At 63.5% G+C, this 12676-nt stretch carries 12 protein-coding genes; 5 read left to right on the top strand and 7 right to left on the bottom strand.

The window, feature by feature from the left end; translation table 11 throughout:
- Positions 1 to 18: 18 nt before the first annotated feature.
- The 6 genes from HUN07_RS09710 to HUN07_RS09685 form a co-directional block, all read right to left on the bottom strand.
- Complete coding sequence (locus HUN07_RS09710; RefSeq protein ID WP_254622878.1) at positions 19 to 405, bottom strand: hypothetical protein; 387 nt, start codon at positions 403 to 405, stop codon at positions 19 to 21.
- Between the two features lie 23 nt (positions 406 to 428).
- Positions 429 to 959, bottom strand: a complete 531-nt coding sequence (locus HUN07_RS09705; RefSeq protein ID WP_174909391.1) for a DUF3558 domain-containing protein — start codon at positions 957 to 959, stop codon at positions 429 to 431.
- Positions 960 to 1057: 98 nt separating this feature from the next.
- Positions 1058 to 1429: a hypothetical protein gene (locus tag HUN07_RS09700; RefSeq protein WP_114722260.1), complete on the bottom strand. Its 372-nt coding sequence runs from the start codon at positions 1427 to 1429 to the stop codon at positions 1058 to 1060.
- Between the two features lie 38 nt (positions 1430 to 1467).
- On the bottom strand, positions 1468 to 1992 hold the full coding sequence (locus HUN07_RS09695) for a DUF3558 domain-containing protein (RefSeq protein WP_174909389.1): 525 nt from the start codon (positions 1990 to 1992) through the stop codon (positions 1468 to 1470).
- A gap of 117 nt (positions 1993 to 2109) precedes the next feature.
- A complete protein-coding gene (locus HUN07_RS09690; protein ID WP_174909387.1) occupies positions 2110 to 2850 on the bottom strand; it encodes a DUF429 domain-containing protein in 741 nt (246 codons plus the stop codon).
- Between the two features lie 21 nt (positions 2851 to 2871).
- Positions 2872 to 3498: a maleylpyruvate isomerase N-terminal domain-containing protein gene (locus tag HUN07_RS09685; protein WP_174909385.1), complete on the bottom strand. Its 627-nt coding sequence runs from the start codon at positions 3496 to 3498 to the stop codon at positions 2872 to 2874.
- Between the two features lie 98 nt (positions 3499 to 3596).
- Between HUN07_RS09685 and HUN07_RS09680 the strand changes: the two genes are divergently transcribed.
- Complete coding sequence (locus HUN07_RS09680) at positions 3597 to 4976, top strand: FAD-binding oxidoreductase (protein ID WP_174909384.1); 1380 nt, start codon at positions 3597 to 3599, stop codon at positions 4974 to 4976.
- A gap of 132 nt (positions 4977 to 5108) precedes the next feature.
- Entirely contained in the window at positions 5109 to 7943 is a 2835-nt protein-coding gene (locus HUN07_RS09675; RefSeq protein ID WP_174909382.1) for a DNA methyltransferase, read from the top strand.
- 32 nt (positions 7944 to 7975) lie between these two features.
- Here HUN07_RS09675 and HUN07_RS09670 read toward each other — a convergent pair whose 3' ends face one another.
- Entirely contained in the window at positions 7976 to 8146 is a 171-nt protein-coding gene (locus HUN07_RS09670; protein WP_254622877.1) for a hypothetical protein, read from the bottom strand.
- Positions 8147 to 8255: 109 nt separating this feature from the next.
- Between HUN07_RS09670 and HUN07_RS09665 the strand changes: the two genes are divergently transcribed.
- From HUN07_RS09665 to HUN07_RS09660, 3 genes are read left to right on the top strand one after another with little or no spacing between them, the layout of a single operon-like run.
- The gene (locus HUN07_RS09665) at positions 8256 to 10346 is read left to right on the top strand and encodes a UvrD-helicase domain-containing protein (protein WP_174909380.1); all 2091 of its coding nucleotides are present in this window, start codon (positions 8256 to 8258) and stop codon (positions 10344 to 10346) included.
- A 41-nt stretch (positions 10347 to 10387) separates the two neighbouring features.
- Entirely contained in the window at positions 10388 to 10930 is a 543-nt protein-coding gene (locus HUN07_RS26915; RefSeq protein ID WP_254622876.1) for a DUF262 domain-containing protein, read from the top strand.
- Positions 10860 to 12647 (top strand): hypothetical protein, encoded by a 1788-nt coding sequence (locus HUN07_RS09660; protein WP_254622875.1) that lies wholly within the window; start codon positions 10860 to 10862, stop codon positions 12645 to 12647. Before HUN07_RS26915 ends, HUN07_RS09660 begins: the two co-directional genes overlap by 71 nt.
- Positions 12648 to 12676: the final 29 nt, after the last annotated feature.

Genomic DNA, 12676 nt, shown 5'->3' with positions numbered 1-12676 from the left:
CCTCCGCTAGTCCCGGCGTCAGAAGCCGGCGTCCACGTTCGTCAGTGATTGCTGGTTGGCACCCTCGGTCGCCTGGTACTGGGCGCCGATCTTGGTGAACAGATCGCGCATCTGCTCGACGACCGTCATATGTTTGTCGAGAACCTGGTCGAGCGAGTTGTCCGCGCCGGACGCCTTACCCTCGAACTTTGCCGTCAGCGCGACTCCGGAAGGGAGCAGGGTGCCGAACCCATCCATAGTCGACAGGCGCTGAGCACTCGACCGAATTGACCTCAACTCGGCGATCAGATCGGTGCATCGTTGCGCACACCCTCGAGCAACACCCGGTTCGAGATACAACCGACCATCGTCAGCCGCGGATGCCAAAGCGACCCAACCCGCATAGTCATAGTCTCCGTCGGCCACGCCGACACCTCCAGTATTCGCAGTCATGCGGGGATGAACGGCAGCAGGCTGTGCGTCGCCGAAGTGGCGATCCTGCAGGGTTCTTGAGCGTCTCGCGGGTCAACCAACCCCGCGAAGCTAATCGACAGGATCGATGAACCATCCCCAGATTCGACTGCGACATAGCATCTTTCACGAGCGACATCGGAGGCTTCCCGGTAGGAGAAACCCTCCCGACTACCAAGATCAACCGGCATGAACTCTTCGTTGCGATCGTTCGTCTTGATATCGGAGAGGGTATGGGTCGTCGCGAAAACAGTGATGTCGTAGTCGGCGGCGCTCCACCCGCAGACATTCCATCCTGACTGCTTTACACCCATGATGTCGCGCTCCGCAGTTCCAGGGTCAGCACCGAGGCCGCGCAGTGCGTCATCTGGAATGTCATCGCACGGCCTGAACACCGGCTCCCCCGCCGCAATCGCCTCGGGATCCGCCTTCCCCGAAACCTCGCCAGACCCGCACCCTGCAAGCACCAGCCCCATACCAATCAACCCCACCGCAGCAACCAAACGCACCTGGCACCCCTCCCTCAACGCAGACCCGCTCCACCCTAAACAGACGCACCACACCCGCGTTCGGTTCCATACCGATGGCGAATCGGATCGGATCGCTGTCAGAAACCGCCACCCGCGGTGGTCAAGGCCTGCTGGTTCGCGTCCTCGGTCGCCTGATACTGGGCGCCTATCTTGGCGAAGAGATCTCGCATCTGCTCGACCTGGGCGATGTGATCGGCAAGCGCTCTGTCCAGTGAATAATCGCCGCCTGAAGCTTTGCGTCCGAACTTCGCTGCCAGCGCGACGGCGGACGGGAGTTGGTCACCGAAGCCATCGATAGTCGAGAGTTCGCGGGCACCGTCCTTGACTGTCCGAAGCTCACTAATCAGCTGCTCACACCTCTCGGCACAACGCTGGGCCACGTCTCGGTCGAGAACCAGTTCTCCAGCGTCTGCGGACGACGCGAGCGAGTGCCACTGACTTTCGGACATCTAAGTGCGTCTCCCCTGCAAGCTCCTAGTTTCGCGAATCAACCTGGAATCACTGGTTCCAGCGTCGTTGCTGTCTGAATCGCCAACTGACATGGATCTCCCGATTGTTGGTTCACCTCGAACAGCCCGATGCGGACGATCGTTGTGCCCTCACCCGTGCGGAAGGCGACATCGCAGGTTTCGCGGCGAGAATCGGTGGCTTCGCGGTACGTGAAAGATCCGCGTCCGCCGATGCGTTGATCGACGAAGTCGACGTTCCTTGTATTCGCACGGACCTCTTCGACCGTTCGGGTGGTCGCCAGAACCGTGACTGAGTGGTCGCTCCCCGGCCATCGGCAGAGCTTCCATCCTGGCTGTGCCACCCCAAGGATGTCGCGCGACTCGGTCGCGGGGTCCAGCCCGAGTTGTGTCAGCAAGCCATCCGGAATGTCATCGCACGGGCTGAACACCGGTTCCCCCGCGGCGACGCCCTCGGTTTCAGCGTCGCCCGACACAGCCTCCGAGCCGCATCCTGCCAGTACCAGTCCCGCACTGATCAGCCCCACGACCGTCACCAAACGCACCCGGCATCCCTCCCTCGATCCAGACCCGCTCCACCCTAAACAGACGCACTGGACTCGCGTTCGGTTCCACCTCTAACGAACTGTCCCATTCCACCAACGCGTGGTAGCGGCAACCCCTCACACCAGCGACGACAGTGAACCGTCGGGGAGGTGTATCCAGCCCTCACGCTCGGCGGGATCTCGATCAGCCGGCGCAGGCAATCGCGTCCGCCCGAGCGCGACTGCCCTCGCGATCACCGCCGCCGCCACGGCGTCGAATGCGTCGTCCGACTTCACGCACAGTGCGTGGAACTCGCCAAGTTCGAGCCCCGGCAGCGCTTCCTCGAACCGTCCGACCAGCTCCTCGAGTCTCGCTCGATTGGCCACACCCTTGTATCCGCGAAACGGCAGACCCCAACGCTGCAGCGCAGCCGCCGGATAGACCTCGACCACCGTCCCGTCGACACGGTTCACGTCCATCCCCGTGATCGTGAGCTGGGCCAGCAGGCCCGCGCATCGCAACGCCACGTGCGCGATCAGGTCCGCCGAGACACTCAGCGGCACGATGCCGGTCACCTCGTGGACGACGCGGTCGGTGCGCCGACGCACGAGCGGCAACCGGCCGGCCCGACTGTTGAGCTCGAGCTCGCGCGACGGCTCGCGACGATGGTGCGCGACCACGAACTCGACGAACGCGTCCGGCCACCCGAACGGAGCGTCGATGCCGCACTTGTCGGCGCCCGCCACGGCCTCGATCAGCTGATCGTCGGTCGCACCGAGTCGCAGATCGACCACCCGCGCAGTCTCACCCTCCCAAACCACGCTCGCGACTGCGGTTTTCGACGGTTCGGCGGCCAGATCGATGCCGACGGTTCTCATACCGTCACGGTAGCGGCCACGTCACCGCATCACCGGAAGCACCTGACCGCTCGACCGCCCCGATGCCGCCTCGATGAACGCGCGCGGATCCCGCACCGCCGCCAGCACGTCGCGGGTGCGCTCGAGCGCCTCCGTCTCCGGTGCCGGACCGCCGACCGCGTCGACGACGTCGAGCAGATGCACCGTCGCCTCGAGGATCGCCATGTCCATGAACGCGCCCAACGACACCGCGCCGAGGATCGGGTGCGGGATGACGGTCTCCCGGGTCAGTCCGGTCAGCCGTGCGAACGCGTCGGGCAGTTCGACGTCGAACCGCTCGACCAGCGTCTCGCGTCGGGCGTCGGCCGCCAGCTCGCGGACCATCTCGGCGAGCTGGGCGTGCATCGGCTCCGAGATTGCAGAGTCGGCGTTGAAGACACGGAGCATCTGCGCCGCGCTGGTCACCTCCGCGACGCCGTCGGATGCGGGCTGGGCGAGCATCGCGATCATGACGTCGGGCGTGACGTGGACGTAGAGGTCGCGCACGGTCCAGCCGGGCAGTCGGGTCTCGGTCGTCCACTGCTCGTCGGACAACTCGCCGGCGCGCTTCGCCCACGCCCGCCACAGTCGGATCAGCAGATCCCGGTCCCCGTCGAAGCTCGATGCCACAGCGTTCCCCCCTCTGTTCGGTTTGGTTTCCGTGTCCGACGCTAACGGCGTCGGGTCGCCTCCGGTCGAAAACCGGGCATCCGGGGGATGATGGATTCATGACGACGGTCGATCCCGCTCTGCTGGACGAACTCATCGACGCACTGCCCGACGGTTCGGTGCTCACCGACCCGGACATGATCGCGGGCTATCGCCAGGACTGGGCCGCGGACCCCAACGCCGGCACCCCGATCGCCGTGGTCCGGGCGACCTGCACCGAGGACGTGCAGGCAACGATGCGGTGGGCGTCGGCGCACCGGGTGCCGGTGGTGCCGCGCGGGGCGGGGTCCGGGCTGTCGGGCGGGTCGAGTGCCGTCGACCGCGGCATCGTGCTCAGCACCGAACGGATGCGGGAGATCACCGTCGACCCGGTCACCCGCGTCGCCGTCACCCAGCCCGGACTGCTCAACGCCGAGGTCAAGCAGGCCGCCGCCGAGCATGGGCTCTGGTATCCGCCGGACCCGTCGTCGTTCGAGATCTGCTCCATCGGCGGCAACGCGGCCACCAACGCGGGCGGGCTGTGCTGCGTCAAGTACGGCGTGACCACCGACTACGTGCTCGGCATGCAGGTGGTACTCGCGGACGGCACCGCGGTGCGCCTGGGTGGGCCGCTCCTCAAGGACGTCGCCGGGCTGTCGCTGACGAAGTTGTTCGTCGGCAGCGAGGGCACCCTCGGCATCATCACCGAGCTGACGCTGCGGCTGATTCCCGCGCAGCCGCCGGCATCGACGGTGGTCGCGTCGTTCCCGTCGGTGGAGTCCGCGGCCGACGCCGTCCTCGCGATCACCCGGGAGATGCGCCCGGCGATGCTCGAGTTCATGGATCACGCGAGCATCAACGCGGTCGAGGACGCGGTCCGCATGGGCCTGGACCGCAACGCCCGCGCGCTGCTGCTCGCCCAGTCGGATGCTCCCGGAGCCGCCGGGGCGCAGGAGATCGCGACCATCGTCGCGGCGTGCGAAAAGAACGGCGCCACCGAGGTGTTCGCGACCGACGACCCCGCCGAAGGCGACGGCTTCACCGCCGCACGACGATCCGTGTTCCCTGCGGTGCAGGCGATGGGCAGCCTACTGCTCGAGGACGTCGGCGTGCCGATGCAGCAGCTGCCTGCGCTCATCACCGGCGTCGAGGCGATCGCCGAGGACTGTGACGTCCTGATCTGCACCGTCGCGCACGCCGGCGACGGCAACACTCATCCGCTCATCGTCTTCGACCCCACCGACCCCGACATGGCCGACCGCGCCCGCACCGCCTTCGCCCGCGTCATGGAGCTGGCAATCGCCCTGGGCGGCACCATCTCCGGAGAACACGGCGTCGGACGGCTCAAGCGAGACTGGCTGCCGGGTCAGCTCGGCGAGGACGTCATGGAGCTGAACCGGCGGATCAAGAACGCGCTCGATCCGCTGGGGATCCTCAATCCTGGTGCGGTGCTGCGCTGACGCCACTCACATCCGGCTGGGCTGACGCAGAAACACGGGGTTACGCGTAGTACAGCCCTCCTCGCTCACGGGCTTCGCACACAACTGGTCAAGGTCCGGCGCGTCGAGGATGCGGTCGTCTATTGTCTGTGTGTGCCGACCCTGACGATCAAACAAGATCTTGCTGATTTCGTAGCCTTTCGGAAGAACTATTTGAAGGGAGACGAGAAAGGCGAGGCGCAAGTGTTTCTCGATCGCTTGTTCAAGGCCTTCGGGCACGCTGGCGTACCCGAGGCTGGGGCGACCCTGGAAGGCCGGCTCCGCAAAGTTGGCGAGCGCGGGACATCCTTCGCAGACCTGATTTGGAAGCCGCGCTGCATTATCGAAATGAAGAAGGCCGGCACCGACCTGTCGATGCACTTCAGGCAAGCGTTTCAATACTGGATGCAAGCAGTCCCAAATCGCCCTCGTTATGTCCTCTTGTGCAATTTCGATGAGTTTTGGATCTACGACTTCGACGTCCAGATCGAAGCACCGGTAGACCGGGTGAAGATCGACAGCCTTCCCCAGCGTCACGAGGCGTTGTCGTTCCTCCTTCCCCAGCCTGAAGCGCCGGTCTTCCGCAACGACCTTGTCGCGGTGACACGGGAAGCAGCAGCTATGGTGTCTGGGGTTTTCAGGTCAATGAAGGCCCGCCGTATCCCACGTCTTGACGCGCAGCACTTCGTACTTCAGTCCGTGGTTGCGATGTTCGCTGAAGATATCGGCCTCTTGCCAGCAAAGTTCTTTACGCGCACAGTAGAGGACGCAAAATCTGGCCGCGAAGCCTACGACACGCTGGGTTCTCTGTTCAGGGAGATGAACTCTCCAGGTAAGACCACCGGTGGACTATTTCGTGGCACACCATACTTCAACGGTGGCCTGTTCGCGAACATTACCCCTATTGAAATGACTTCCGAGGAACTGCGAGCCATGCGCATGGCTGCGACCACGGATTGGTCAGATGTGCGACCTGAGATTTTTGGCACACTATTTGAGACCTCAATGGAGCAGGGGGAACGTCATGCCTACGGCGCACATTTCACGTCGCAGGCAGATATCGCTCACGTCGTCAATCCGTGCATTGTGGATCCGTGGACCGCGCGGATCGAGGCAGCAAACTCGATGGCCGACCTGGAGCGGATACGGTTCGACATGGGCAACTTCCGTGTCCTGGACCCTGCTTGTGGCTCGGGCAACTTCCTATACGTTGCCTACCGCGAGATGCGGCGACTCGAAGCCGACATCCTGAAACGCATCGACGCACGGCGTAAGTCGAAAGACAAAGCCCAGGTAGCTATCACCTATGTGACACCTGATCACTTCCTGGGCCTTGACAACAATCGCTTCGCAGTCGAGGTCGCCAAGGTGACGATGATGATGGCTAAGAAACTGTCTGCCGAAGAGCTGGACGAGAGCGCCGACAGCGCTCTCCCGCTCGATAACCTTGACCAAACAATCAAGTGGGGCGATGCCCTGTTTGATCCGTGGCCGACGGCCGACGTGATCATCGGCAACCCACCGTACAACGGGCGCCGCAAGATGGTGACGGATCTGAAAGCTGATTACTGCGCTCGTCTGGACGCGAAGTACCCAAATCCCGGTGTCAGCGATTTTGTGACCTACTGGTTCCCCCTCGCGCACAAAGCGCTGGCAGACGGTGGTCGAGCGGGCTTCGTCGCAACCCAGGCCATCCGTGACAACGAGTCGCGCCGAGCATCGCTCGACTACATCGTCGAAAACGACGGCCACATCTTCGAGGCAGTATCGTCGAAGCCTTGGTCAGGTGATGCTGCGGTCACTGTCTCAATCGTCAACTGGGTCAAAGGGGCGCAGAACGCGCCTGCGATTAAGACTCTATGGCTAGACAATGGTCAGTTGAGACTGCCCGTCGATCACATCGCGCCGACTCTACGTCCGACGACTGACGTGCGCGAAGCGGCACCACTACCACAAAATAAGAAGCCGAAACTGATCTTTCAGGGGCAAACGACCGGCTCCGTTCCGGCATTCCGTCTTACAAGGAAAGAAGCCCTCGAACTCGTTAAGCACGATCCGAAGTCGACGAATTTCATCCATCCAGTCCTCGGCGGCGATGGACTGCTGCACACTTTGAAGCCCGACTATCTAGTCATTGACCTGCCACACACCGATGCGATGGAGGTTAGGACAGACGCTCCTGCCGCATACGCTCGGCTTCGTGACATGGTACTACCGGAACGCCAGGAGGCTGCCGACAAAGAAGCGAAAGCAAACGCTGCGATACTAGAACGCAATCCGAAGGCCAGGGTCAATAGACATAAACAGAATTTTCTCAATAAGTGGTGGCAGCACGCGTACCGCCGCGCAGACATGCTCGAATCATTTACTTCACTGCGGCGATACATAGCAACTTCACGAGTCTCCACCGAGAAGCGTGATTCAGTATTTCAATTCATCGACACAGCTGTCCGGCCCGACGACTCGATGACGGTCATAGCGCTAGATGACGACTACTCGCTCGGTGTGGTGTCGTCAAGCCTTCACCGTGCGTGGCTCGATGAACGGTGCTCAAGGTTGGAAGCAAGGCCGCGATACACATCGACGACGGTCTGGGACTCGTTCCCGTGGCCTGCCATGCCATCCGAGCACGAAGTTGCGCGGATTGCTGAACTGATGGGCGAGATAACGGAATACCGTTCCGCGCGGCTAGCACAGGGGATTACTCTTGCTGACCAATACGACGCCCTACGTACGCCAGGAAAGTCGAAACTGCGCGACCTTCACCAGAACCTGAATAGCGCAGTCATACGCGCCTACGGCTTCAACCCCGATGAGGACCATCTGGCGCAACTGCTCGCCCTGAACCTCGCTGCTGCCACTGACCCCGAAACAGCGACCACTCCAGGCGGTAACGGGCGGCCAGGCATTTACACGACAAGCTACAAGCTCACCGCCGATTTACTCTAAGCCAGATGGTGGTGCCAGCGAACTGACGCTCGCTACTTATCTGCCCGCTCGGCGTCGGTTCGCACCGACGTCCAGCCGGCGATGAGCGACTCCATGTCGCTGCGACCTCGCAACGCCACCGTCTCCGAACTCGTCGACGGTGCCGGCGCGCCATCACCGGCCAGGAACGGCCGTACCAGATCGATGGGGACGGGGAACACCACCGTCCAGGTGGTTGCCGCAACGCCCCCGGAACCTCAACTAGGGCAAGGACCCGCCACAAATGGTGGGTAGTGTTCGCGCGTACAAGCCACGATTGTGAGGGGGTACCGGGTGCCGAGGCTCGGGATCGACAGGGGATTCTTCGCAGAGTACGGCCGTCTGGAGAAGCCCCTGCAGGAGCGGATTGCGGACGTCTTCGTCAAGTTCGAGGCGGCCACCCACACCGGGATCCATCTCGAGAAGATCCGCGACTCCCGCAATCCTCGGTTCCGATCGATCCGCATCGACCAGTTCCACCGCGGGATCGTCCTCGCTCCCGAGACCGGCGACGTATACACACTGCTCACCGTCCAGCCGCACGACGATGCCTACACGTGGGCGCGGCGGCGCGATATGTCTGTCAACCGCGCCACCGGCGGCGTTGAGGTCCGCGACGAGGCCTGGATCGAGGAGAACCTGCCCACACTGCAGGAGAAGGCCCACACCGCGCCTTCCCTCGTGTTCGCTGACATCAATGACAGTGACCTCATCCGCCTGGGCGTCGACGAGCAGACCCGGAAGTTTGCACGCACACTCACCGACGAGGCCCAACTCGAAACCGCGCTGGGCATGCTCCCCGAGGTCCAGGGACAGGTCCTGATCGGATTGGCTTCCGGCCTGACGCCGGACGAGGTGTGGTCCGATTTGGGAGCCGCGATCGTCGACGAGCCTTACGACACCGACGACCTTGATGCCGCCGTCGCGCGAAGTACCGATCGCATCGTGCTTGTCGACGGTCCTGACGATCTGATGGCGATCTTCGCGCACCCGTTCGCGCAGTGGCGGATCTACTTGCACCCGACCCAGCGAGCCGTGGTCGATGCCGATTTCCGAGGGCCGGCCCGCGTCACCGGAGGGCCAGGCACCGGGAAGACCGTCGTTGCGCTGCACCGCGCGTATCGACTCGCACAGAAGCCGGAGGCCCGCGTCCTCGTCACGACGTTCACCTCCACTCTCACCGAATCACTCGCGGCCGGCGTCAAGTTGCTCGCCACTTCGGCGGAGGCACTGGGCCGCATCAAAGTCCTGCATGTCGACAAGTTGGCGCATCGGGTGTTCCGGGAAGAGCACGGTGCACCGAACCTGATCTCGGACGCCGACGAAAAGGTGCTCTGGGATTCGATCATCGACCGACTCGACCTACCGTTCACCGCTCCGTTCCTCTCCGCGGAATGGCGGAACGTCGCCCTGGCGCAGCGGGTGGCGACGGCCGCCGAGTACCTGTCCGCCAAGCGGACGGGCCGCGGTCGCCGACTAGGCGCCAACCAGAAGGCGCAAGTCTGGCAGGCGCTATGGGAGTTCGAGAACGCATTGCGCGAGCGCAGCCAGTGGACCCACGAGACGGTGTGTCGGGAGGCCACCCGGCTGCTCGAACTGCGCACCGACAAGCCCTACGGTCATGTCGTCGTCGACGAGGCCCAGGACCTCAGCCCCGAGCAGTGGCGGCTCATCCGGGCGGCCGCACCGGAGGGCCCCGACGACGTGTTCATCGCAGGCGACACCCATCAGCGCATCTATGAAAGCCGGGTCAGCCTGCGCGAGGTCGGAATTCGGGTCACCGGCCGGTCCAGCCGGCTGAACCTGAACTACCGCACGACCGCCGAAATTCTCGGTTGGAGTCTTCAACTGCTCGCGGGCGAGCGCATCGACGACATGGACGGCCAACTCGACTCCATCGCCGGCTGCCGCTCCGATGTGCACGGTCCTCCCCCGACGATGAAGGGCTTCTCCACCCAGAGCGAGGAGATCGCATACGTCGCCGACACCGTGCAGGCATGGATCGGCAGCGGTGTGTCTCCGAGCGAGATCGGCGTCGCCACCCGCGCCAAGTGGCTCGGCAACAAGGTGCAGGACGAGCTGTTCCACCGCGCCGTACCGGTCCGGTCTCTCGCGAAGAACAAGAGCGAGAGCGACTCTGTCGCTATCGGAACGATGCACGCGATGAAGGGCCTCGAATTTCGGTGCGTTGCGGTCGTAGGTGTCGGCGCCCGGCAGGTCCCGGCCGCGGCCGCGGTCACAGCGGTCGAAGACGACGAACAGACCCACGATCGCGACATCCAACGTGAGAGGTGCGTGCTGTTCGTCGCCTGCACCCGTGCTCGCGAAGACTTGCTCATCACCTGGAACGAAGAGCCGAGCCCGTTCCTTGTCCCTCTCGTCTGATAAATACCTACCTACAAGTTTGTTCACCCGGAAGGTCCACCATGCCCAAGCTGTCCACGCTGCTCGACGAGATCGATTCGGGCACGGTGCTCCTTCCTGAGTTCCAGCGCGGCTACGTGTGGAATCGTGACCAGGTTCGCGGCCTGATGCGATCGCTCTACCTCGGGTACCCGGTCGGTGGGCTGCTGATGTGGGAGACGACTTCCGACGGTGTCTCCGTGCGCGGCTCTGCCGGCGCTGCCGGAGTGAAACAACTGCTGCTGGACGGGCAGCAGCGGGTTACCTCGATGTACGGGGTGGTGCGTGGCACGCCACCGCCGTTCTTCGAGGGAGATGCGTCGGCCTTCACCGGGCTCTACTTCAACGTCAAAGATGAGGTCTTCGAGTTCTATGCCCCGACGAAGATGGCGGGCGATCCCACCTGGGTCAGCGTCACCGAGGTGTTCCAGAAGCGGGGCCTTCGCGTTCTTCTCCGCGTTCAAGGACCTGCCGCTGGAGGAGACCGAATGCTATATGGAACGCCTGAACCAGCTCGCGATGATCAAAGAGCGAGAGTTCAACCAGGAGAAGATCACCGGCGCTAACAAGTCTGTCGACGAGGTCGTCGACATCTTCAACAAGGTCAACTCGGGCGGCACCAAGCTGTCCAAGGGTGACCTCGCGTTGGCGAAGCTGTGTGCCGAATGGCCTGAGGCACGTACCGACATGCGTAGTCACCTGGAGCGCTGGGGAACGGCCGGCTACGACTTCAGCCTCGACTGGCTACTCCGCAATGCGACCGCAGTCGCGACCGGTCGTGCCCTCTTCTCCTCCCTGGAACGGGTGTCGGCGGCGGACTTCGAGCAGGCGCTGACAGCGTCGGTCCAGCACATTGGAACATTCCTCGACGCCGTCTCCGGTCGGCTCGGTCTCGACCACGACCGAGTTCTGATGGGGCGCTACGCGACTCCCGTCGTCTCCTACCTACTCTCCCAGCACGGTGGTCAGTTCCAGGACGCCACACATCGTGACAAGGTCCTGTACTGGTACGTGCACTCGGCACTGTGGGGCAGGTTCAGTGGGTCGACAGAGACGTACCTTCAGCAGGACTATGAGACAGTCCGCCGGGCCGGTATCGACGGATTGATCAGCACGCTGGAACGCACCCGCGGCGGCGGTAGCCTCAATGTCCGTCCCGACGACTTCGAAGGATCGACCCGCGGAGCGCGGTTCTACCCGCTCCTCTACCTGCTCACCCGCGTCAGCGGAGCCCGAGACTTCGGCAGTGGGATCGAACTCAAAGCCGAGCTTCTCGGCAAGCTCTCGACACTTCAGATTCACCACATCTTCCCGAAGGCACTGCTGCGCAACCAGTACGACCGAGGCGAGATCAACGCACTCGCGAACTTCTGCTTCCTCACCCAGATCACCAACCTCCAGATTGGGAAACGCGCGCCGGAGGACTACCTTGCAGAGGTAGCCGCGAAACACCCCGGGGTGCTCGAATCGCACTGGATTCCAACGGATCCGACGCTGTGGAAGGTCGAGAACTATCGAGAGTTCCTCGCTGCCCGGCGTGAGCTCCTTGCCGGCGCCGCGCAATCATTCCTCGAAAGTCTTCGTTCCGGCGCGGGCGCGACACTGGAACCCGACCTCCAGCCCGTCACCGTCGTCACTGAAGAGGTAGACGATCCCCGCGCAGCCCAAGTCCGCGACTTGATCGCCGAACTGCGCCGCCTCGGGTTTGCCGAGCCGACGACTGACTCCGAAATCTCGGACCCGGTAACTGGTCGTGCACTTGCCGTCGCCGAGGCCTTCTGGCCGGATGGTCTCCAGGTCGGCCAGGGCGAACCCGTAGTCCTCGAACTCGACCCTGAAGATGCGGACCTCCCGCGCCTCGAAGAACTTGGCTACGAGGTGTTCACCTCCGTCGATGCCCTGCTCGGTTTCGTCGCACGCCGCAACGAGGTCGCCGCGGGCACCGGCGCCGCGAGCACACCGGTCAACGAACACCCCGAAGACACACTGGTCGCCGAATTCGGGCGCCACATGGTCGCCGGCTACGAGCGTGCCCGGCGCGAGGCCGGGTACAACGCGACGTTCTTCCGGTCGATGCTCGCCGAAATCGGAGCGGTCGCGACCGCGAAGAAGCTGCTCGCGTCGCCGACTGTATCCGACGGGTTTGCCTCGCTGTGGGAGCGCGGACGACTCGACCTCACCGTCGAGGCGCTTCTCCTCGATCCGCGGTTCGAGACGCTGTTCGACGACGATGAGCTGGACGCCGCGCGTCGGCGCCTGAAGCAATTCGACTACTCGGTATGACTCGCTCAGGCCGCGGCAGCATCTCATTG

The organism is Rhodococcus sp. W8901 (assembly GCF_013348805.1).
Classification (GTDB): Bacteria; Actinomycetota; Actinomycetes; order Mycobacteriales; family Mycobacteriaceae; genus Prescottella.
The sequence above is the reverse complement of the archived record's forward strand: the minus strand, read 5'-3'. Positions and strand labels throughout refer to the sequence as shown.